Source organism: Bacillus sp. FSL H8-0534 (assembly GCF_038005885.1).
Lineage (GTDB): Bacteria > Bacillota > Bacilli > Bacillales > Bacillaceae_G > Bacillus_A > Bacillus_A pseudomycoides.
In genome coordinates, this window is record NZ_JBBOUC010000001.1 from 1,817,660 (window position 1) to 1,840,814 (window position 23,155).

Genomic DNA, 23,155 nt, shown 5'->3' on the forward strand with positions numbered 1-23,155 from the left:
GTGAAACAATCAAATTTAGTCACCTCACAAGAAAACAAAGTAATTTAGAACTATTTCGGATTAAGACATGATTTTTTTTAAAGCGCCCCTATTTCGTAGAAAGTACCCAGTACCATTATCTTCTATCATTCATACAATGTATGGATGTTTATATTTTTATTAAATTTCATACAAAAGATTAGGAGGAATTAATTTGGATAGGTTTCATGAACATAATTGCATACCACTAAATTGTTTATTCCCTTTACCTCAACCTGGGCCGACGGGGCCTGCTGGACCGACTGGACCGACCGGGCCTGCTGGAACAGGTAATACTGGACCTACGGGGCCGACTGGACCTACGGGGCCGACTGGGCAAGCTGGAACAGGTAATACTGGACCGACTGGACCGACCGGACCGACTGGACCTACTGGACCGACTGGACCTACTGGACCAGGATGCTGTCCATGTACCAACCTGCTCAACAACCCTGGATTTGATGATGGAGCTACAGGTGGTGTTATAGATTGGAACTCTTCAGCGACTGGAGCCACAGTAGTAGATACAGGAACTCAGCCAGACAACAACTCACACAGCGGTGTTTTGACAAGTCCAACCGGAGCTCGCATCCAGGCTGTAGCAATTGAACCCGGTGCATTTATCACCCAATCTGTTCATGTTGATCCAGGTTGTTGCTATACACTTTCCTTTGCTGCTAGTTCAAGGGCTAACGCACTGCTCGTAGCATCTGTAGCTTTTAGCCAAAACTTTGACTGTGTGACTCCGCCTTCTCCTGCGAACATTGTTGATCTGGGTATCCCAAATATTGTACCAAATAATCATCATCCTCAATCTACTTTCTCTCATTATACTCTCGTTGTATGTGTGCCTGCCGGTGCGACAAGAGCGTGTATTTCTTTCCAAAACATTTTACCTAGCCAAGGAAGTGGGGGAACGGCCTTTATTGACAACGTCGTATTCCAGCCTACCGGTGGAGGTTGTGACCCAAATTCATGCGTGCAGAATTTCTAATTGATTGACGAAATGGTAGCTTCTTAGTGAAACTGCTATTTCCAGGCTGTGGAGAAAGTCTTCTCCACAGCCTGCTTTGTATCTGAATGCTTTTTCATCTTTCATTACGAAGTTTCTATTACATATTCTCTCAGCGCTTCTTCCCATTTCCTCATAGGAGCAAAACCACTCAGTTTTAGGCACAGGTGCTGTAACACCGAATAGTATGACCTTTCTACTTTCACTCCATATTATTCTGTTTTCACAGGAAGAACCGTAACACTAGTTCCTATTTCTTAAAAAATATCAGCATACTATCATTCCTAAAGGTAGAATACTTCTTTTTTAGTTCTTTCACAAATCTGAGAATTTCTTATCTTTTTTCTGTTTACAAGAGAAAGCTCATTTACATAAACTATTTTACGTTATCAGAAAATATTGTGCATAACAATAAAATCCCAAAACTAACTCCAATAGCACAATATAGAACAGACTCTCAAATAATTTGGAAATCTCACTTTAAAATACTGTACTCATTTACACCTTTTAGAGTAAATACCTGGTGCCATTATTTTTTACCATTCATACACTGTATTGTTGTCACCATTTATTAATAAATTTTATACAAAAGATGAGGAGGAACTAACTTGGATAGGTTTAATAAACATAACTGCATACCGCTTAATTGTTTATTTCCTTTACCTCAACCCGGACCGACTGGACCTGCTGGACCGACTGGGCCTACTGGGCCTACTGGACCGACTGGACCGACTGGGCCTACTGGGCCTACTGGGCCTACTGGACCGACTGGGCCTACTGGACCGACTGGGCCTACTGGGCCGACTGGACCGACTGGGCCTACTGGACCGACTGGACCGACTGGACCGACTGGGCCTACTGGACCGACTGGACCGACTGGACCGACTGGGCCTACTGGACCGACTGGACCGACTGGGCCTACTGGGCCTACTGGACCGACTGGGCCTACTGGACCGACTGGACCGACTGGGCCTACTGGACCGACTGGACCGACTGGGCCTACTGGGCCTACTGGACCGACTGGGCCTACTGGACCGACTGGACCGACTGGGCCTACTGGACCGACTGGACCGACTGGGCCTACTGGACCTACTGGGCCTACTGGACCGACTGGACCGACTGGACCTACTGGACCTACTGGACCTACTGGACCAGGTTGCTGTCCATGTAACAACCTACTCCACGATCCTGGATTTGATGGTACAACTGGAGCATTTGCTACAGGTTGGAACCCGACGGATGGAGCAACTTTAAACAACCAGCAGCAAAACACCCACAGCGGTATTTTGGTTACAGGCCAAACCGGTCCATCCGACCCAGCAGCAACAACACGCATCGTAGCCCTAGAGCTTCCACCAACTCCAACAAACGCAGTTGTCTTCACAAGTGTCAGCCAGGCTGTCGATGTTGATCCAGGTTGTTGCTATACGCTTTCCTTTGCCGCTGATGTAAGGGATGGGGCGATACCTGTAGCATCCGTTTCTTTCCCACAAGTGCTACCGGCAACGCAATGTCCTCCTAGCCCTGCGGATATTGTTTCACATAATTTCCCACACATTGTCCTACAAGGTCATCAAGGTCAGAGTTCCTTCCAACCTTACACTCTCGTTGTATGTGTGCCTGACAATGCGACAGTAGCATGTATTACTTTCCAAAACATCTTTGTCGACAATGGAAATGGAGGAACGGCCTTTATTGACAACGTCGTATTCCAACCTACTGGCGGAGGTTGTGATGGTTGTGTGCAGAATTTCGTCTAATTAATTAACAAAATCGCAGCTCCTTAATGGAGCTACGATTTACAGGCTGTGGAGAAAATCTTCTCCACAGCCTGTTTTGTATCTGAATGCTTTTTCACTTGTCATTACAAAGTTTCTATTATATATTCTCTCAGCGCTTCCTCCCATTGTCTCATAGAAGTAAAACCATTCAGTTCTAGGCACAGGTGCTGTAAAACTGAATAGCGTGGTCTTTCTGCTTTCGCCCTATATTCTTCCGTTTTCACAGGGATGACCTTAACGTTGACCCTCATTTCCTGAAAAATACGAGTAGCAAACTCAAACCAAGAACATTCCCCCCGATTTGACACATGGTAGGTTCCATACTGATTCGTTTGTATCATTTCGCCGGTTTTACATACTAAATCTTTTGTATAAGTAGGACACCCAATTTGATCACACACAACGCGTAGCTCCTTTTTTGTCTGAGCCAACGTCTGCATTGTCCGTACAAAATTTGGACCTTCCCCGCCATACAACCATGATGTTCTCATAATAAAGTACCGACTGTGAAAGTTTCTTACTGCTTCTTCCCCTGCTAGCTTAGAAGCACCATATACATTGAGAGGATTTGTTTGATCAAATTCGTGGTAATCACGCGCATGCATTCCATCAAATACATAATCCGTACTAAAATAAACAAGTTTCGCTCCTATTGCTTCCGAAGCTACCGCTATGTTTCTTGTCCCCAATGCATTTACAGCATATGCTTCTTTCCAATTTTCTTCAGCAGCATCTACTTTTGTATACGCAGCGCAGTGAAGGACAAGATCTGGTTTTAGGCTTTTCATGATAGGATTAAGTGACGTAGCATCTGTAACATCTAATTCTTTTCTTGTAAAACTATAGAGTGTATCCCCTTTTTCTGTAAAATAAGCAATAAATTCTTTACCAAGCTGACCTCCTGCTCCTGTAACAAGTACTTTCACTTTATCTCACCTACTCTTTAATGGCTTCCACCATTGTTCATTCTTCCTATACCATTCTATTGTATCCTCTAAGCCTTTTGTAAAGGAGTATACCGGTTTCCATCCCAGTTCTCTCTGTAACTTAGACGAATCGATTGCGTACCGCCAGTCATGACCAAGGCGGTCTGGAACGAAGGATATCATATTCTTTGATTTTCCGAGCTTTTCTAAAATCATTTCCACAATCTCTATGTTTCTCTTTTCATTATTACCTCCAACATTGTATATTTCTCCGTCCCTTCCATTATGCAGAACTAAATCAATTGCCGTGCAATGATCGAATACATGAAGCCAATCCCGCACGTTTTGTCCCCTCCCATATACAGGAAGTTCCTTATCTTCCATTGCATTTGTAATCATAAGCGGAATGAGTTTCTCTGGATATTGATATGGACCGTAATTGTTAGAGCAGCGTGTAACAATTACAGGAAGTTTGTACGTTTCGAAATAAGAAAGAGCAATTAAATCCGAGCTGGCTTTACTAGCAGAATAAGGGCTATTTGGTGAGATAGGAGTCTCTTCCGTAAAATGACCAGTTTCTCCTAAAGAGCCGTACACTTCGTCTGTTGAAATGTGAAGGAATCGCTGAATACCGAAAGTTTTAGCAGCTTCCAATAATACAGCTGTTCCTACTATGTTTGTCGTATAAAATTGCATAGGACCTTGTATACTTCTGTCTACGTGCGATTCCGCTGCAAAGTGCACGATACTATCAATTTTGTAATCTTGCATTACAGCTTGAATTTTCTTAGCATCTCTTATATCCCCTTGTATAAAGGTATAATTACTATGAGGCTCTATATCCTTGATACTAGATAAATTGCCAGCGTATGTTAACAAATCATAATTAATAACATGGCAATCAGGATACTTCTTGAGAAAATAACGGACAAAGTTACTACCGATAAATCCTGCTCCTCCTGTGACTAGTACATTCATGTCGATATCTCCTTAAATTGAAAGTAATGAGTGGTTTCGTTGAACTTAGGCAACATGCCATCTTTTTCTGATAAAACCGGGTTACTTACGGGCCATGAAATAGCAAATTCTTCATCATTCCATGCGATTCCACTATCACATGACGCGTCGTAAAATTCATCTACTTTATAATGTACAATTGTGTGAGGAACGAGTGTACAAAAACCATGTGCAAATCCCTTTGGTACAAGTAACAGTCGATGATTATCACCCGTTAGCAAAAATGATTGCCATTTCTTATAGGTTGGGGATCCCTTCCTCAAATCCACAATAACATCGAAAATCGCACCTTGTATAACCTGTACGAGCTTTGTTTGAGCTCTTGGTTCTAGCTGAAAATGCAGCCCTCTTATCACACCCGCTTCCTTTGAATACGATGTATTGTCCTGTACAAATTTGTGGTGAATACCGAGATGCCTCAGCACCTTTTCATTATAACTTTCCTTAAAATACCCGCGCGCATCATGAAACACACTCGGCTCAATGAACTTAACATCAGAAAGAGATGCAGGAATCGTCTTCAACTCTTCCCTCCCCCTCCATTAAACTCATCACCAAAATCTACATGTTGCGCTAATGTATTCGCTTTATGCAGTGAAGGGTGCGTTCCGGCATCCGTCCACCATCCTTTCAGCGTATCGTAGGTAAGTACTCCTCTTGCCAAATACTCATTATTAATATCTGTTACTTCCAATTCTCCTCGATCAGAGGGTTTTAACTGACTGATCATCGAAAACACACTGTTATCGTACATATAAATTCCGATTACAGCATAGTTGCTCTTTGGAGAAGCCGGTTTTTCTTCAATGCATACAATCTTACCATCTTGAATATGAGGAACCCCAAAACGACGCGGGTCATCTACTTCTTTTAATAAAATTCTGGCTCCTGCCCCTTGCTTTCTGTAATTTTCTACATACGGTTTCAAGCTGTCAGAAAAAACATTATCACCTAGAACGACAATCATCTTCCCATTTCCCACAAACGTTTCGCATAACCCAAGTGCTTCAGCAATTCCTCCCGCTTTCTCTTGTACACGATATGTGAAGGACACCCCAAAATCAGCTCCACTGCCAAGAAAACTGACTACATCACCCATATGTTCTTTCCCGGTAATGACAATAATATCTGTAATCCCGCATTCCCGAAGCTTATATACAGAGTGATAAATCATTGGATAGCGACCGACGGGAAGCAAATGCTTATTTGTGACCTTTGTAATCGGGTACAATCGAGATCCAGTTCCACCGGCAAGGATAATCCCTTTCATTTTATCCCTCCCCCTTCAAACCATTTGTATTTTTGGTTCATACACTACACCCTTCAATTTTCATACATTATCAATTTAACCTTGTAAACTCTCTGCATACCCTATATATGTGCATAATGCTTTTCTATATTCCTCTTTATCTAATTCCTTGCTTTAAAGTTGATTACTTTCTGTTAAGGGACTACTAAACAACAAGAACTTATACACTCTCCTGTTTACCATCTGAAATATTGGCACACTTACACTTAAGCTCTTGCTATCTATGGTTTTATAAAAAAGGCATATACTCTTGTATAAATACCTTTCTATACGCTTCATATGAAAGCGCATCAAAGTCATCCCCGCAATAATGTATACACCATGGTTCTAATTGACTTGCTACCCCTACTTTATATCCTTTCTTAATAAACTCTAAACACTGCGAAATATCATAAAAGTGGTAGCCCGTAAACAAGTCTTCCCGCCAAGGTAAATCATATTGTGTAACCATTAACAGACCATCTACCGCTTGCACGGGCATATAAGGTATACGATGCCCGTACTGATCAAACGTAAGAGTGCGAAAAGCTCCCCTTCTCTCCTCAATAACTTTCCCAACCGTCTCTTTTCCCTCCCACCATATCCCACTCTCAGGAATGTTTTTACATCCAATCATTCCAAACATACCTAATGAAGAGTCATTTTGAAATAAAGATAATACGTTAAATAAAAAATAGGGGGAAATAATGAATGTATCTTGATGTAGATAAATTTTATACTGGGCATCATGTAGCATTGCTTGATTATATCCTTGTGTCATACTCTTAGAATTACGAACCGCTAAGAATTCTATCGTATACGCTTCTGGAACGTACAAACATTGTATATGCCTCTTACATTTTTCATATAGTTGATCATCATTTACACAAGTAACAAATAAAAATGTATTTTCACTCATTATCCAATTCACTCTCCTTAAATTTACCGCTTAAGAGCCAGTTGAAAATATAATTTGTACCGAAGCAACAGCTTCAGTACTTTTCATCACTGTTTAAAGCTGCATGTAATTTTGAAAGTAAACAGAGTGTAACAGCTACATTATTATTTAGAAACAGTATTTTTTTATTCTCCTCAACCACTTCAACACCTTGATTACTGTGAAATTAGATCTGACTATTGTTCTAACCATCATTTAGCTTCATTTGATAAACAAGTATTTAATTTCATCTTTTATATAAAGAAAAATACTTGCTACACACTGCTTTTTACGCTCTAACTTATCCTAAGTCAGAATAACCATATGGATCTCCAAATGCCTTTAAACAACTCCTATCTTTTATTTTCCTTACACATTATATTTACTACCTACATATATATGTCTTTCGTACAAGCAATCTAGTTGAAAGCGGAAAATAAAGAAAGTTTTTTCATCATCATGTTATGTAAAAAATAACTATTTACTAAGTTTTAGAATACCTATCATAGGAAAAGGGCTTTCTCATCAGATATAAGAAAGCCCCAGTAATTAAAAATATTCTACTTTACATTTCATAATTTCGCTGTAATATTTCTTTGTTCTCTAAGACAGTTTTAAAAATTTCACTATGTCCCTTTGGAAATAAAACTCCTAATCCAAATGAATGTCTAAATTCAATAGAAGGATATTGGGTTTTTAAAGTATTCCACAATTTATAAACCCCAAATTCCCTATCCATCACAGCAATATCATGAAATAAAACAATACCCTTATCCGCTACTTTAGGTAACCATGTTTGAAAATCATGTGAAACTGCTTCATAAGAATGACACCCATCAATATGAAGAATATCAACTGTTTCATCTTGAAACATTTCTAAAGCCTCATCAAATGTATTCTGAACTAAGGTCGCTATATTAGGATAGAATTTATTGACTACTCCTTTAACTGTTTGATAAACATCTTCTCCATAAGAACCACAATGTTGATCACCTTTCCAAGTATCAACTGCAAAACATTTAGTTGATAAATCTCCGTCTTTCACAGCCTGACAGAAACTATAAAACGAGGCTCCATAGTGTGTACCTAATTCAACAATTTTTTTAGGCTTCATAAATCTTACTAAATCATATCCAAAATTCAGATGTCCAGCCCATGCTGACATGCTTATCACAGTAGGATTATAATTATTTATTTCACTTAAAACATTATTATTTTTTTTCCATTCATGATGTATTAAGTCCGGATAATTTTTAAGAAATATTTGTCTTTCTTTTTCAAATCCCTCATAACTGATAATACCGCAATCATGTATGCACCACGGTGCATCTTGCTTAGGGACTCCTATATCATAACCATGATTAATAAATTCAAAACATTGAGATATGTCATAGAAATGCCATCCTTGAAATAAATCTTCTCTCCAAGAAAGGTCATATTGCGTAGCCATAATTAATCCATCAATCGCTTTTACCTTTTCATATTCATTTTCTACATTATACCTTCCGGTTAAAGACAATTGTCCTTTTCCTGCTGGAGTATGATAGACCACTCCATAAGGTTGATTACTTTCCCACCATACTCCTTTTGGTACTGTTTTTGAACCAATTACTCCTATCATTCCTAATTTAGCATTTTTCCTAAATAGTTCAATTATATCAAATATAAATTTTTTATTAATAATTGAAACGTCTTGATGTAAATATACTTTATATTTAGCATCGCTTTTTTTCATTCCCTGATTATAGCCGGACGTCATACTTTGAGCTCCTTCGATGGTCACAATTTCTATTTCATAACCCTCAGGTATTTCTAATTGTTTGATATGTTTTAAAGCTATACTGTATTCAATAGAATCGTTAACACAAGATATGAAACATATTTTCTTATCATTCATTTAATCATCACCTTAACAAATTAAATTTATTTTATCCTCTGGACAATTAAACATGAAATTCATAAATCCATACATTGAGTAATGAAATACAAAATAAATTATAAAATACTCACCGACTTTAACCCTACAACCTATATACTAGCTGTATTTCGATTTCCAGCTTCTCTCTTGCTAAAACCCTAACCTCAGTTTATATAACACCTCCCTTTTTTGTTAATGAAAAAGGGAGGTGTTAGGAAACTTAACGATAACAACAATCATTTTATTTATATTCTTTTGTATCAAAAGAGGTATGATTATAAAAGATTGTTAATTACACTCTCCTAATCTATTTCTAAAAAATATAGTTTTCACGGATATGATACAACATATTTTATTTTTAATATACCTTTCATCTTACCTTGTATAAAAATCCATTAGGGTGAAAAGTTACAAAGAACTTATGTTTACTCCCATCTATAACAAACTGATTATTTTCCTTTAAAAATTCTGTTAATGCTTCCATTGGCCCTGGTCCCCAATTTGGTAATACAGGATGACCATTTATGTTCGTATCTTCTACAACTAAATAGCTTCCTGTAGTAACTACCTCACTATATAATTTTAATTCATTCAGTACATGATTTTTGCTGTGATCGGAGTCCAAAATTACCATGACCACATCTTCCGGATTAATCATGCTTTGTACTTTTCCCATAGCTTCAGAGGATGTTGAAGATGCTCGTAAATAAGTTAATCGTGGGTGAGTAGGAAGGTTTGACTGAGGTGCTATATCAATAGAAAGAACTTGCCCTTTTTGGATTAAATCCAGCATCGATGAAAAAAACAGCGCGCTGCCTCCATCATATGTCCCACATTCAATAATAAGATCAGGCTTAATTTGATAAATTATTTCCTGATATAAAAATAAATCTAAAGGACATTTGTGAATTGGAACACCTAACCATTTGGTGCTTTTTGACCATACTAAGCTATCATAGTAATATTTATGGAACTCTTGAATAAAATCCTTCATATAAAACACCCCCTTTAAAATTTCCATTTATTTCATAAAATTGCGTGACACCAAACATAATATGTTTAAAAAGAAAAATTATGAATTCATTCATTCCAGAAGGCAAAGTAACTAAGTTCAGAAAGATGCTATATAATAACACATAAGGTATAGTTCCATGCAACTTATGAAGATCTTGGCGCTGTAAAAAAATACAGATGTTCTTCGTTGTAAAGTATGCTACCTTTTCATTTCTTGGTAATTGTACCTAACATCATTTCCTTTAGGGCAATATTTATCTTTTCTTCTAACACCCATATTCTTCATAACGTAATACAAACGGCCTATCAACATTAGAAATTATGGGTCATCTTGTTCCTTATAAAGACCTCATATTGTAATTGTCGAACTGGTGCCGTTTAAACAAGGCACGTTGAACAAAGTGACTCGCATTGTACCCGAATACAGTGTAAACGAATATGATAGTCAATGACGGACAGGGATTCCCAAAACCCACCAATCAACACCATAGATTAATAAATGTTTCCCACGCCCTTTCGTATGTTATTAATCGTATTTACATTAAATATGATAAAACTTAGTATACGCTTCTATGATAATTTTCAATTTTATTCTTTATGGAAAAAAGAAATCGTCTCCCCTAATCCTTGAAGCAATGAAAATTCCGGGTGCCAATTCAAATATTTTCTAGCTTTATCATTTGATAAATAACTATGGATAACATCCCCTGGTCTTTCCTCTTTGTATATTCTTTTATTTTCTATTTTCATTAAATTGCAAATTGTATCTAGCAGTTCATTAACTGAAATTTGTTGATTCGAACTAATATTACATATTTGATTGTCAGCATTTCTAAATGCCAAGAAGTTAGCATGTGCTACATCTTTAACAAAGATAAAATCTCGTGTCTGATTTCCGTCACCATATATAATTGGACTATCATTCTTAAATAAACGATCCATAAAAATGGAAATGACACCAGCCTCTCCATCTGTATTCTGCCTTGCACCATAAACATTGGAGTATCTGAGAATTGTATATTTTAAACCATAAAGCTTTGCAAATAATTGAATATATGCTTCACTGGTCAATTTTGATAAACCATAAAATGATACAGGATTAAGATCATGGTTCTCATCAATAGGTAAGTATTGGGGATTACCGTATACAGCAGCAGTTGATGCGTAAATAATTTTTTTTACATTGTACTTTATACAAGCTTGAAGAATATTAACAGTAGCCATGACATTTTCACTGCAATCGTAAAATGGCTGTTTTACAGATTCCTGTACAGATACTTGTGCTGCTTGATGTATTACAAAATCAGGTTTTTCAACCATGAAAATTTTATCGATATTGGGATCCCTTATATCAAAATGATAGAAAGCAACTTTTGATGGAATATTATACTTATGCCCAGTAACTAAATTATCAACAACCACTGTATCTATATTGTTTTCTAATAAGAATTCAACAATATGTGAACCAATAAAGCCAGCTCCACCTGTGACTAAAACTTTCAAATATTTCCCCTCCCAAAAAGTTATATTCCCTTACATATAAGACAACTAAAAATATTCATTTCATTCAATTAATTGAATGATTATTTCTATAAAATCAATGTTGTTACAATTTATGTTGACTATATATTTTTTGATACAGTAAGCCTTATAACTATTCAATGCCGAATTAAAGAGACTCACAAAATTAAATCCGACTGCATATGATAAATCTAGCGCATGCCTAATATGGTTTCACACATAAAGTAAAACAAAATACTTACATGCTTTACTATTGTAATTAATTACGTATATGAAGTTGCACATACCCAATAGCGCCCCATTAGATTGCAAGGCGAATGATTAAAATGAGGAGAATTTGTAAGATTGAGAGTTACTAGCAATACTTTAGAGAACTTATAACTCTTTATTAGCATTTGTTCAAAGTATATAAAATCAGATGTTGTTGAACGAATAAAACCTTTTGAACAAAAATAGGGGGGAAAATAGTGGCTAAAAATAAATCAAAAACAACAAAACACATAAAATCGCAAAAGAAAATATGTCTTTGTATGATTGTAAAAAATGAATCAAAAATTATAGAAAGATGTTTAAATCCGACTAAATCTATCATTGATTTTGTTTCTATTTGTGATACGGGTTCGACTGATGGAACACCTGAAATTATTGAAAACTGGTGCAGAGAAAATAACATACCTGGTACTGTGCACCATGAACCTTTTAAAAATTTTGGATATAATCGAAGCTTAGCTGTATCTTTGGCGCAAAAAACTTATCCAGAGGCAGATTATTTGCTGTTACTCGATGCTGATATGGTCTTAGAAGTTAAGCCACATTTTGATAAATGTAAGTTAGATAAGGACCATTATTTGACTATGCAATATGATCCTCAAATAAAATATTGGCTTTCTCGTCTACTTAAGACATCTTTGCCATGGCGATCCGTTGGAGTTACACATGAATATTGGGATTTAGATCGTTCTAAATTAAAGGCTGATCAAGTTACTTACTTTGATACAGTTGAAAAACTCGATAGTCTAATTATCAATGACCAAGGAGACGGTGGGAGTAAGAGTGATAAATTTGAACGAGATAAACGGTTGCTATTAGAAGGAATTCACGATGAAGCAACCCCGCCCGATTTAAAAATCAGATACATGTTTTACTTAGCACAAACATTATCCATTCTCAACGAATTAGATGAAGCAATCAAATGGTATAAAAAAAGAGTTGAAGCGGGCGGATGGGCGGAAGAAGTATTTTATGCCCTCTTACGAATAGGTCTCTGTTATGAACGTTTGGCAAATACGGCTTCTTTCCAACGTGAACAATTAATTACAGAGTCAGAAAAAAATAAATCAAAAGTTGATCAATCTACAATAGATACCTTCATCCATCAGGAGGAACAATTTTTTGCTCTTGCTACTACTTATCTTCAGAATGCTTGGGAGTACAGACCCTGTAGAGCGGAACCTTTGTCCCACCTTGCAAGAATGTATCGACTGAAAGCTAAAAATAATTTAAGCTTGATGTATGCATTACAAGGAAAAGAAATTCCATTCCCAAAAGAAGATATTCTTTTTGTAGATTACCACGTCTACGACTACCTTTTTGATCATGAAATTTCCATATGTGCGTATTATATCGAAAATAAACGTAATTTAGGTCGCGCTGCTCAGAAACGCCTCCAATCTAAAATCAAACAATTACCACCACATATAGCGGAGGTTGTTGAAAATAACTCGAAATTTTATTAGTTCATATAAGAAATAAAAAACACCTTTTATACCCCATTTCATTGGGTGGTCTGACCCCATTTGGTGAGACAAAGAAAAAACACCTAGACAACATGTTTCCTATAAGCTATAGGTGACATGTTATCTAATTTTCTCTGAATCCGTTCATTATTATAGTAGTGGATGTATTCATCCACAGTTTGTATTATACTAGCATTATTCGATTGTTTTATATTTTGCGCATAGAATCCTTCGGATTTCAAGTGAGAATGAAAGGATTCTATGAGGGCATTATCATGGCAGTTTCCTGTACGAGACATGCTTGTGATAATGCCTTTTTCTTTGGCATATGTTTGAAATTGTTTTGATGTATACACTTTTCCTTGATCCGAATGTAAAATCGTATCAATCACATTTCGCTTTCTTAAAGCTTCTTTTAGAGTATCTAATACAAGAGAAACATCCTGTGTCTCACCTATTTTATAACTTATAATTTCATTGTTAAACCCATCTATAATAGATGAAAAATAAAGAGTCTTATTGCCGAACATCAAATACGTGATATCCGTGAACCATTTTTCATTAGGCTTGGTAGCTTTAAATCTTCGTTGTATTCTATTTTTAGCTACCACTGGTTCATGACCGAGTACAAATGTCTTTTTCTTTTTTCTAACCCGAGATAATACGTTGTATTTTCTCATGATACGTAATACTTTTTTATGATTGATTACGATGTTAAATTGATTACGTAGACAAGCTGTAACCCGACGATATCCATACCGATATTTATGATGTTGACATATTTCTATTACGGTTTTTTCTTCATGATTAGTTACTGTTTTCTCCTGCTTTTTCCAACGATAATAAGTAGCACGTGAAATATCAAATATGGAACACAGTTCTGCAATTGTAAAAATTGATTGCCATTCCTTTATCATTTTCATTATTTCTTCTTTTCCTCCCACCTCCTTAAAATTTCTTGGCACTTTTCCAGCAATATAATCTTTGCCTTTAAATAACGTATTTCTAATTCTTTTTGTTCAAGTTCTGTTAACTTTTTTAAGCCTTTTCCATGTACAGATTGTCTTCCAATAGATTGTTCAAACCGATAGGTTTCGCCTTCACGATACCATTTCATCCAAGTTTTAATTTGAGCCACATGTTTAATTCCTAAGGCATCCATAATTTCTTTATTTTTGAATCCTTGGTGTTTCATTTCAACTACTTTCCACTTTATTTCGGCGGGATAATGCGTCTTTTTCCCCATACGAAAAACACCTCCATTAAAATCATAACTGATACTTACGATTTAGAGAGGTGTTTTTTATCGTCTCATTCTCAGGGTTCACTCCATTGGGGGTAGAAGGTGTTTTTTCATCATTTTATATTTAATTACCTAAAATATGATACCCAAAATCCCCATGAATGTTCTCACCAGTAACACGACTTGCTAAGTTACTAAATAAGAATAAAGCTGGATTACCAACCTCCTCTTGTGTTACGTTGCGGCGAAATGGTGCGCGCTCTTCGATTTGTTTTAAGATGCTGTTGAAATCACCAATCCTTTTTACTGATAACGTACGGATTTCTCCTACTGCCACAGGGGACACACGAATATTATGTATGCTATCCTAAGTCGTTCGCTAAATACCTTTTACTTGTGTCTAGCGAGTCTTGAATCACCCAAATATTGTTTAATGACATGTAATGTTTCTTTATTAGACTTGTCATCCATCATACAAAGTTCCCATTCATTTAAAGATTGAATACGTACACGTTCCATTGCTTTACCTACTAATACAGACTTGTTTAACAAGTAAAAATGATTACAACCTTTGAATTCAAAACCAATCCTGTATATAGTAAGTTGATTCATATAGAATTCATCAATATATATAATCTCTCAATTGGACTTTTACTCTTTAGTAGTGTATGAAGATTTCCCGAAAACATATAGCCACTAGCAGGGCATGTTAAAGACATACTCCCTCGCTTTTTAATTATCTGCATTAGGTAATATAAACTAAAAGCATAAATTTGAATTGGTATAAGAGGGTGTATTCACTAGGATGTTCTCTGCACAAAAATATACCTATAAACATATAGTATAAGTGTTATTAAATATTAACTTAATGAATAAGAAGGAGGGAATATTTTCCCATGGCATGTAACAGTAGTATCTGCCACCTGCTGTTGTTCTCCGGCATATTGCCAGGAACTATTATAACAGTTGTAGGTAAGTCCGGTTTTGTTTATGGACCAGCCAAGTTTATAAGCCTTAATATAGGAAATTGCATAGTTACATTGGAAGAGCAAGGTTTACCATCTCCAGGTTTTACGACTACTATTCTAATTAGCTGTGACGATATTGAGAGCATCATAACAACAGATGATTAGAAAATGACCACTACAATTGTTGATGTATAGTGAAGCTATTGTATATCTCTTCCGATTAACTCGGTATTTACAATTATTTAGATCAGAGTATGAAAGCTGAGCTAAGCAATAATGGCTATGAATGGACTTACTTTCATCCATTTCCTTAAAAAAACACTAACTATCAAATCACACTCATTGGAAAAGGCTGGCGTAATAGACTGCACAATTGTTCTTGTATCCGAATGTGCTCTTTTACACTTTCTAGTTGTACTTTTATGACTTCGACCGGATTCAAATTTGGCTTTTCTATCATCTCTTTAATCTCAGCCAAAGCAAAACCTAACTGTTTAAGTGACATAACTTGTTGCAGCTTTGCAATATCTGTTTCAGTGTAGAGCCTTTGTCCCTTATCAGAAGACTGCGGGAGAGAAAACAACCCAATTTTATCATAATGATGGAGCATCTGTACCGTAAGTCCGGTTTGCTTAGCCAACTCTCCAACTTTCCAGGTTTTTCTATTCAGAATCAACCCCTCATTTCGCACGAGTTAATTTTGCCGGCGACATTACTATACAACCTGACACCGTGTTAGGTTCAAGTAGCTTTTTTAAACTTTTTGCTGTTTATATAAATAACGCCCTTCATATAAAACGCCTTCTTATTTAAGAATCGTGCCCGATTGCGGAATTCATAAATCTTACACCAATATAGCTTTTCAATAAAATGTAACCAAAAACACCTTCCCCTATTCACATTGCATAAAAAGAATCCATTTTGAAAAAATTGATCAAAATGGATTTTTTTATATAAATCTTTATATGGATTTTATAGAAATAACACTGTGTTACCTACTTTTTCATGTTACTTTATGACAAGTTCTTGCATTTTCTTCACTTTATTTTAAAATCCTGTTCCCTCTTTTATTGATAACCGCTGAATTTCCTATAATACTCAAATGAACATTATACTGCTCCCAGTCATACCTTTTCATGCGCTATGCTAGTGAATATATCCTTAAAAATAAACGTTTTAATTTATGAAAGTACTATTTTCACGAAACTCTATCTATTTGCATATAATAGTATATATGTTATCAAATATTAACAAAGGAGGAAGATTTATTTATGTTTCTATGGATATGTAAAAGTAGCATCTGCCGTCAATTCTCCAACATACCACTTGGAACGATTATAACAGTTGTAGGTAAATCAGGTTTTGTTTATGGACCAGCCAAATTAACAAAATTTAATAAAAAAACTGGTATCGTTACATTAGAAGAAGAGGCTCTACCATCTCCAAACGTTACAAATGTTATACAAATTAATTGTAAGTGTGTTGAAAGCATCATAACAGCAAAAGATTAAAAATGATGAATACAATTGGTGATATGTAATGAAGTTATTGTATATTTCTTCTGGTTATCTTGGTATTTATGATTATTTAGATCAAAGTATGAAAACTGCGCTTAGTGATAACGGATATAAATGGACCTGCTTTCATCCATCAGAGCCAATAGAAAATATAAGGTCAATTGTTACCACGTTTCAGCCACAAGTAGTCCTAACAATATTAGGAGACAATCTCTCTATACAAGCTATCCAGTATTTTAAAGAGAATGGTATTCAATTGGCTTGTTGGATGACTGAAGACCCTTATTATTTTGATAAGACTTATCAAATCATTGATAGGTTCGACTATATCTTTACCATCGATACTGGAGCTTTAAAACAGTACCAACTCGTTCATCAGAATGCCCACTATTTACCGTTAGGTACGAATCATTCCATTTTTAAACCGCGCTCAGTAGAGCATGTATATAAAAGTGACTTGCTTCTTGTAGGATATCCATATCAGACAAGGGTAAACCTTATTCATTTCCTTCTAAAGAATACAAATTATGCCCTAACACTAATTGGAAAAGGATGGCGTAATAGACTACAAAAGGTCTGGAGAAACAATGCAAGGGTTATGATTGAAGATACATGGATGAATCCAGAAAAGGTTTCTTATTTTTATAACGGAGCTAGCATTGTATTAAACCCTCATCGAAGTAACAATTTCTTATATAATCAGAATACGTCCAAGGTTATGAATGAAAGCATTAATAATCGAACGTTTGATATTGCAGCATGTGGAGCTTTTCAATTAATAGAGGAAAAGCCTAATCTTCGTTCTTTCTTTACTGAAGAAGAAATGATATCTTATCAGGATTATGAAGATTGCCTGTGTAAAGTGATTACCTATATGAATGATAAAAAAAAGAAGGAGATTATTGCTCAAAAAGCTCAAAAAATAGTTATAGGACAGCATACATTTTGCCAAAGAATAAAAGAAATGGTGAAGACTATTCAATCATAAAAATCATGTTCTACAACAAATATAACTTATCAAAAAAAATAATATCTAATATCCATTCATTACACTCTAAACAATCTGTGTTTAAACCAAAATTTATTGGGGACAATTCTTACTTTCCACATTATCAAAAAGAAAAATCATCGGTTATATTATCGATGATTTTTCTTTTTATAAAGCATTTCATTAACCTATCTTTCTCGGGATATATAAACGAAAAGATTTCAAACATATAAAAAATGTACCAAAAAACTTAGATACAACCTTCACATTCTTTTAGCTTACAAACTGAATGATAAATCATTGGATAACGTCCAACAGGTAGCAAATGTTTATCGGTCACTCTAGTGATAGGATATAATCTCGATCCTGTACCTCCAGCTAAAATAATCCCTTTCATAAAATTGCTCCCTTCTTCTCTAACAATCTAAAACGTACCCCGATGTTTTAAGTAAAAATAGAGTAATATTCATATTTCCAAAGTATCTAAAGGTCATCTCCCGTATCCCTCATCAAAACCCCCATTGTACTAATAAAATTCCTTTGCAGTATTAATACAATTCTTTAGGGCTCATTGAATTAACAATCGTAAATTTCTTTCTAACAACGGTTTCAAAACTAAATGCTATGATTGATTTATTATAAAAAAACACGCTTTAGAAACTTTGATTCTTCATTATATGAAATAATAAAAACCCTTGTTACCAAGGGTTTTTATCTAACTAAGGAAGTTACGTTAAGCCTCATAGAAAAAAGGACTCAACTGTTATTAGATATTATTTCAAATAAATCAGGAGCTAATGTTCGAACACTCACTTCATTTTTATTCATTTCTATTAAATCCAATTTTTCAAAGAAACTTTTTATTTCTTCCTCTGAAGTCAACGTATGATCCCCTTTTATTGTAGAGAGCGCTCTTACTGAAGATTCCTCAATGGAACTTTCACCCGTGAAACTGATTGTATCTAATAAACGGATAATATTTTGATAAGCATAATTTTCTACATCCATGGACCCATAATAATTTTTTGATAGACTCCTTTTTTCTTCACCTATTTCTCCTTTAGATAAACAGAAATCGACTAAGTTGAATACTTCACTACTATTCACTGATTTATAGGTAACTGCATTAGGTAAATATTTCTTCTCTTTCTCATAATTAATTGGCATATAAGCAATGACTGGTTTATCAAGTAACAAAGCTTCAATGCCTGTCGTACAACGATTGTGTATCACGACTTTTGAGGCCAAAATCCACATAACCACATTACCATCATGGGCAACAAACACATTTTTATAATCCGACAATTCTTTTCGATAACTATCTACATTTTCATGAATATGAGGACGAACAACAATATTGAGATTCGGATATTTCTCACTTAATTCTTTAATTAATTGGATAAAATGTTCGTATACTTCCTTTATATAATGTTCGTTAGGATTGAACCCTCTTATAAAGTGATTATATTGCGTAAATCTTGTATTTACTAAAATAAAGTCTCCAAACCGCTGTTCAATCATTTTCACTTCATCATTATATAACCCCCGGAACTTTTTCTTGAGTAAATCGAACCGTGGATGACCAGTTAAATGAAATTTTCCCTTAAATTTAGGAAAAGTATTTGTAACTATTTCTTTATGAGCATCTCCCCAGCAATATACATGCTCAAGTATTTTAACATACGTATCATCTTTTCCAAGACGACTATAATTATTACTATTAAGGAATAATCCTTCTTCTTCATCCAATTCAACAATAGAATAGCCTAGTTTGTATGCACGAGTCATATATTCTTTCCTTGCATCACCATAAGGAGTTCCCTTTGAACAAATGATGCCCTTAGGTAATAACTCCAAGTGAGAGAGAATAGGCGTGTGCGTTCCCAGAATAATTCGATAATTCCCTTTAATTGCATAATAGGTTAAGAGTAATTTTGCGTCTAATTCCCTTGTTTTTGATTCGATTGGTAAGTAGAGAAACTTTTGTGACATAACCATCACCCCTTCTTATTTTTTCAATCGAAAATAACCTTGTCTTCAGTATCATTTATTATATTCTTTCTTATAAAAGATAGCACAAAGACAATAATGGCATTTATTACATAAAAGATCCCTATTTTCACTACAAATCTATTAGATATGTGGACCTTATCCTAAAATTCATTTCCTTCCCGCAAATCTCTTAATTTCTTTGCTTTTTCGTGGATTTGTTCTCTATTTTTTAATAAGTTTTTTAATAAATTTAATATTTCATTACTATTCATGTTGTCAAGAATCCATCCACACTGATATTTTTCTACTCGTTCAGCAGGGGCGCCTAGATCAAATGTAATAATGGGGTATCCCGATAACATTGCTTCACTTGTTGTATAGGAATATGTTTCAGGGCAAATGGACGGATTAATAACCAATGCTATTTCATTTTGAGCTAATATATCAGATAAATTATCCACCTGATATCTTCCTGTGACTTCAAACTTTCCTTCAGCACTTTTGTGTGGATTAAAATGAATATTTGTTATACCAATCACCTTTATATTTATTGGTAAATTTTCTTTAACAATTAAATCCTTTAGCTCATATATAATACTTGATCCTTTCGGATAATCAATGGCTCCCATAAAAGCAATATTTAAAACTTTTTTATTTAAAAACTCCTCCTTAAAGGAGTATGATATTTTTGGATTAATAACATGCTCTCTTACTTCTATCTCAATATCTTTATAGTATTTTAGAATAATATCTTTCGTGTTATGACTAGGGGTAATTACCTTTTTCGCACCCATTAAAAAAGAATAAAACGCTTCTCTCCAACCTTCAATATGAATAGCTTCTTTCGGAAATATTTTCGCAATACATCCCTGACAGATATCTACATTTGTTTCAGCATTACAATACTTCTTTTGATGATTTATTAAATTATAGCTTGGGCAAACACAATAAAAATCATGAATGTAAAAATAATAATCCACAAGTGAGTGTTTTATTAAACGAAACATTTTTTCAATGGGATACTTAAATAAATGATTAATAAAAATCAAATCAATGTTTAGAGCACTTAATAATTTTTTAAAGTTCATTTCAGTTAGTTTACTTATTTTAAGATTATAATTTATTGGTTCGGAATGATTATGATCAGTTAAAATCACATAATCTGTCCCAGGTGTTAACGTGTATATTCTCTCATCATCTTCTAATGTTTTTATATAGTTAGTTTGATAGATTGAGGCACCGCCACCTAAGCCATGATCGATAAATAATCTGCCCTTTCTATAAGAAAATTTATCGGCAACCATTATACTTTTCATGAATTCTCTTATATTTTTTATTGGATCCAGCCTTATAAAGTCTTGTATGATTTTATTATAATCTGGGTATCGGTTAAGTAGTTTTTTTAAATTACTTGACATTAGCTCTTGTTTACTTCCATCTATTTGATTAAAACTTACACCATGTTTATGATAAACAAACACATTTGGAATCAATATATTTTGATATCCTTTATGACGTGCTCCCATACACCAATCATTTTCCTCGCCATACCCCTTGCCAAAAACCTCATCATCAAAGATTCCGATATCATGAATAACATTTCTATTTAATGCCATACAGAAGCCTACACCTGTTGGGATTACTATCCCTTTGTTAATGACATATTTTGAAAAATAAGCATCGACTTCATTTGCAGTCATATTGTATGGCAATTCATTATCTTGAACAAAATTAGGATAGGAACAAATCGTAGCACTATTTGAGAAAGGGGTAACGGATGAAATTTTATCATTTACTAAAATAGGGTTGATTAAGCGCCGAAAACAATGAGGTGGAATTTCTGTATCGCTATTTAATAAGATGGGGTGATTTGTTGTTAAAAGTAAGCCTTTATTAATACTTTGTACATATCCTAAGTTTTTATCATTGTGTATAACCACTAATTTTTTTAAGCTTTGAGGTAATTTGTTAGATTTCAAGCTTTCCAAAAAACGATATATCTGTTGATCTGTACTAGCATCATTAATCAAAAATAAATTACAACGAATGTCTATATTATTGTATATACTTTCTATACATCTCTTTGTAAATTCGTAGCCATTATATATTGGTATAATCACATCCACTTCAGTATCTTCAAGTAATTCATTATTATATTCAATATAATTTGATTCATTTAATGTTTCTAAACTAAATTGATTACGAATAGAATCATTTAAAAAAGATGGTTTATCAGCTTCCTCGTTTGTATTCGAAATAGATTGGATATATGTTGGCTTTTCGTAGTTCCAATTTAAAATCAATCCTTGTTCGTCACCATTTAAACATTTATCCATATGGAGCTTAATCTCTTTTTCGTTTTTTGAATAACCCCAAATCCTCAAACTATTCATTTTCCCTTCAAAATATCCGTATGCTCCACATCCTCCAATACTTCCTGAGGCAAAGACATTAGTCTTAGTACTTTTTAATCCTCTTTTTACAAAACTTCCATTCACATATAAATTTGGAGTTTTATTTTCATAAACAATAGCTATATGAGTCCAATCGTCTATTTTTATTTCATATGTGAGTAGAGGAGGTAAATAATTGTGACTGTGTTCATATACCGTTATACCATTCGTTCCAACCGATACTCCGGCACCCGATTCATCTTTTCGTTCAATTACAGGATGCCCTGGACCAATAATATATCTTTGACCAAAAATTCCATGTTTTCCTTGATCCGATTCCTCATTTAATTGAATTTCCTTTTGAGGCTTTATCCAAAATTCATAGGTGAAATCATTTTTAATATTTCTAAACAAGTCCTTGGTCATTATTATTTCTTGCCCTTTAAAATTTAAAAACCCTTGAAACACATTGTTCACCCTCGCTTATATAATTCAAAAAACCAAAAAATAACTATTAAAATTAAAAGATATATATTTTTTTATTAATTGCGCCATTCAACATCTATTTCAAAGTTCTTTGAATTACGTGTTTTTATTACTGAAGATACATTTCTATTATTTAAGTTTTTAATCAACTAGTTGTACACGATCGATGTTTTTATTAATTACTAATTAGTGGTATAAACTATGCGATCGAACAATAGAAAGCAGATTTAGGCTTTTACTTTTACTATGCTATGTTTTGTTTGTCTTTTTGTATAGTTACATAGTCTAGCTTGAAAAAAGATGGTGCATTATCTCTATATTAAATACATAATCCCTCTCTGAACTTGAACAGCTTATGAACATGTAACACTTTTTGATTAGAAAACCTGAAGATACCTCT

The 23,155-nt window shown here is 34.6% G+C and carries 17 protein-coding genes and 5 pseudogenes; 6 read left to right on the forward strand and 16 right to left on the reverse strand.

All coding sequences use genetic code 11. The annotated features are described in order from the left end of the window. Nucleotides 1-193 precede the first annotated feature (193 nt). From MHH71_RS09550 to MHH71_RS09555, 3 genes and pseudogenes are all read left to right on the forward strand, one after another. A complete protein-coding gene (locus tag MHH71_RS09550) occupies nucleotides 194-1,012 on the forward strand; it encodes a hypothetical protein (protein ID WP_006097378.1) in 819 nt (272 codons plus the stop codon). Nucleotides 1,013-1,638: 626 nt separating this feature from the next. Continuing rightward, nucleotides 1,639-1,917 (forward strand): annotated as a pseudogene (locus tag MHH71_RS30550) (hypothetical protein); the annotation flags it as partial. An 81-nt stretch (nucleotides 1,918-1,998) separates the two neighbouring features. Then, a pseudogene (locus MHH71_RS09555) lies at nucleotides 1,999-2,790 on the forward strand (hypothetical protein); the annotation flags it as partial. 104 nt (nucleotides 2,791-2,894) lie between these two features. On the opposite strand, the gene rfbD reads toward MHH71_RS09555, so the two are convergent. The 9 genes and pseudogenes from rfbD to MHH71_RS09600 form a co-directional block, all read right to left on the reverse strand. Further along, nucleotides 2,895-3,737, reverse strand: a complete 843-nt coding sequence (gene rfbD, locus MHH71_RS09560; RefSeq protein ID WP_006097340.1) for a dTDP-4-dehydrorhamnose reductase — start codon at nucleotides 3,735-3,737, stop codon at nucleotides 2,895-2,897. A 6-nt stretch (nucleotides 3,738-3,743) separates the two neighbouring features. Beyond that, nucleotides 3,744-4,715: a dTDP-glucose 4,6-dehydratase gene (rfbB, locus tag MHH71_RS09565; RefSeq protein ID WP_033799449.1), complete on the reverse strand. Its 972-nt coding sequence runs from the start codon at nucleotides 4,713-4,715 to the stop codon at nucleotides 3,744-3,746. Then, the gene (gene rfbC, locus MHH71_RS09570) at nucleotides 4,712-5,278 is read right to left on the reverse strand and encodes a dTDP-4-dehydrorhamnose 3,5-epimerase (RefSeq protein ID WP_033799448.1); all 567 of its coding nucleotides are present in this window, start codon (nucleotides 5,276-5,278) and stop codon (nucleotides 4,712-4,714) included. The genes rfbB and rfbC overlap by 4 nt, the downstream gene beginning before the upstream one ends. After that, a complete protein-coding gene (locus MHH71_RS09575) occupies nucleotides 5,275-6,024 on the reverse strand; it encodes a sugar phosphate nucleotidyltransferase (RefSeq protein WP_006097337.1) in 750 nt (249 codons plus the stop codon). The genes rfbC and MHH71_RS09575 overlap by 4 nt, the downstream gene beginning before the upstream one ends. A gap of 268 nt (nucleotides 6,025-6,292) precedes the next feature. Then, nucleotides 6,293-6,961, reverse strand: a complete 669-nt coding sequence (locus MHH71_RS09580) for a glycosyltransferase family protein (RefSeq protein ID WP_006097336.1) — start codon at nucleotides 6,959-6,961, stop codon at nucleotides 6,293-6,295. Nucleotides 6,962-7,544: 583 nt separating this feature from the next. Then, nucleotides 7,545-8,216: a class I SAM-dependent methyltransferase gene (locus tag MHH71_RS09585; RefSeq protein WP_050774450.1), complete on the reverse strand. Its 672-nt coding sequence runs from the start codon at nucleotides 8,214-8,216 to the stop codon at nucleotides 7,545-7,547. Between the two features lie 21 nt (nucleotides 8,217-8,237). After that, nucleotides 8,238-8,876, reverse strand: a pseudogene (locus tag MHH71_RS09590) (glycosyltransferase family protein); the annotation flags it as partial. 391 nt (nucleotides 8,877-9,267) lie between these two features. Continuing rightward, the gene (locus MHH71_RS09595; RefSeq protein WP_050774423.1) at nucleotides 9,268-9,891 is read right to left on the reverse strand and encodes a CmcI family methyltransferase; all 624 of its coding nucleotides are present in this window, start codon (nucleotides 9,889-9,891) and stop codon (nucleotides 9,268-9,270) included. A 608-nt stretch (nucleotides 9,892-10,499) separates the two neighbouring features. Beyond that, on the reverse strand, nucleotides 10,500-11,414 hold the full coding sequence (locus tag MHH71_RS09600; RefSeq protein WP_006097333.1) for an NAD-dependent epimerase/dehydratase family protein: 915 nt from the start codon (nucleotides 11,412-11,414) through the stop codon (nucleotides 10,500-10,502). A gap of 548 nt (nucleotides 11,415-11,962) precedes the next feature. On the opposite strand from MHH71_RS09600, the gene MHH71_RS09605 reads away from it, so the two are divergent. Then, nucleotides 11,963-13,168: a glycosyltransferase gene (locus MHH71_RS09605; RefSeq protein ID WP_050774449.1), complete on the forward strand. Its 1,206-nt coding sequence runs from the start codon at nucleotides 11,963-11,965 to the stop codon at nucleotides 13,166-13,168. Nucleotides 13,169-13,251: 83 nt separating this feature from the next. On the opposite strand, the gene MHH71_RS09610 is transcribed toward MHH71_RS09605, so the two are convergent. The 4 genes and pseudogenes from MHH71_RS09610 to MHH71_RS09625 form a co-directional block, all read right to left on the reverse strand. Next, a protein-coding gene (locus tag MHH71_RS09610; protein WP_098125495.1) for an IS3 family transposase occupies nucleotides 13,252-14,414 on the reverse strand; the annotation gives its coding sequence in 2 pieces (ribosomal slippage) (nucleotides 13,252-14,147 and nucleotides 14,147-14,414; 1,164 coding nt in all). Nucleotides 14,415-14,535: 121 nt separating this feature from the next. Next, nucleotides 14,536-14,818, reverse strand: a pseudogene (locus MHH71_RS09615) (SDR family oxidoreductase); the annotation flags it as partial. Further along, nucleotides 14,802-15,023: a hypothetical protein gene (locus MHH71_RS09620; RefSeq protein ID WP_033798727.1), complete on the reverse strand. Its 222-nt coding sequence runs from the start codon at nucleotides 15,021-15,023 to the stop codon at nucleotides 14,802-14,804. The pseudogene MHH71_RS09615 and the gene MHH71_RS09620, both read right to left, overlap by 17 nt. A gap of 684 nt (nucleotides 15,024-15,707) precedes the next feature. Next, entirely contained in the window at nucleotides 15,708-16,019 is a 312-nt protein-coding gene (locus tag MHH71_RS09625; RefSeq protein ID WP_240516965.1) for a MerR family transcriptional regulator, read from the reverse strand. Between the two features lie 631 nt (nucleotides 16,020-16,650). On the opposite strand from MHH71_RS09625, the gene MHH71_RS09630 reads away from it, so the two are divergent. Together MHH71_RS09630 and MHH71_RS09635 are read left to right on the forward strand one after the other, a co-directional pair. After that, complete coding sequence (locus MHH71_RS09630; protein WP_006093938.1) at nucleotides 16,651-16,890, forward strand: hypothetical protein; 240 nt, start codon at nucleotides 16,651-16,653, stop codon at nucleotides 16,888-16,890. 28 nt (nucleotides 16,891-16,918) lie between these two features. Further along, nucleotides 16,919-17,884 (forward strand): CgeB family protein, encoded by a 966-nt coding sequence (locus MHH71_RS09635; protein WP_003206191.1) that lies wholly within the window; start codon nucleotides 16,919-16,921, stop codon nucleotides 17,882-17,884. Nucleotides 17,885-18,146: 262 nt separating this feature from the next. On the opposite strand, the pseudogene MHH71_RS09640 reads toward MHH71_RS09635, so the two are convergent. The 3 genes and pseudogenes from MHH71_RS09640 to MHH71_RS09650 form a co-directional block, all read right to left on the reverse strand. Then, nucleotides 18,147-18,281 (reverse strand): annotated as a pseudogene (locus MHH71_RS09640) (sugar phosphate nucleotidyltransferase); the annotation flags it as partial. A 359-nt stretch (nucleotides 18,282-18,640) separates the two neighbouring features. Continuing rightward, complete coding sequence (locus MHH71_RS09645) at nucleotides 18,641-19,876, reverse strand: surface carbohydrate biosynthesis protein (protein WP_240516964.1); 1,236 nt, start codon at nucleotides 19,874-19,876, stop codon at nucleotides 18,641-18,643. A gap of 161 nt (nucleotides 19,877-20,037) precedes the next feature. Next, complete coding sequence (locus MHH71_RS09650) at nucleotides 20,038-22,737, reverse strand: glycosyltransferase (protein ID WP_240516963.1); 2,700 nt, start codon at nucleotides 22,735-22,737, stop codon at nucleotides 20,038-20,040. Nucleotides 22,738-23,155 lie beyond the last annotated feature (418 nt).

Excerpts from the sequence above, each read along its gene's own strand:
- MHH71_RS09635 (WP_003206191.1), top strand. The coding sequence starts at position 16,919 with ATGAAGTTATTGTATATTTCTTCTGGTTATCTTGGTATTTATGATTAT.
- MHH71_RS09575 (WP_006097337.1), bottom strand. The coding sequence starts at position 6,024 with ATGAAAGGGATTATCCTTGCCGGTGGAACTGGATCTCGATTGTACCCG.
- MHH71_RS09580 (WP_006097336.1), bottom strand. The coding sequence starts at position 6,961 with ATGAGTGAAAATACATTTTTATTTGTTACTTGTGTAAATGATGATCAA.
- MHH71_RS09620 (WP_033798727.1), bottom strand. The coding sequence starts at position 15,023 with ATGAATCAACTTACTATATACAGGATTGGTTTTGAATTCAAAGGTTGT.
- rfbB (WP_033799449.1), bottom strand. The coding sequence starts at position 4,715 with ATGAATGTACTAGTCACAGGAGGAGCAGGATTTATCGGTAGTAACTTT.
- MHH71_RS09645 (WP_240516964.1), bottom strand. The coding sequence starts at position 19,876 with ATGTCACAAAAGTTTCTCTACTTACCAATCGAATCAAAAACAAGGGAA.
- MHH71_RS09630 (WP_006093938.1), top strand. The coding sequence starts at position 16,651 with ATGTTTCTATGGATATGTAAAAGTAGCATCTGCCGTCAATTCTCCAAC.
- MHH71_RS09605 (WP_050774449.1), top strand. The coding sequence starts at position 11,963 with ATGATTGTAAAAAATGAATCAAAAATTATAGAAAGATGTTTAAATCCG.
- MHH71_RS09595 (WP_050774423.1), bottom strand. The coding sequence starts at position 9,891 with ATGAAGGATTTTATTCAAGAGTTCCATAAATATTACTATGATAGCTTA.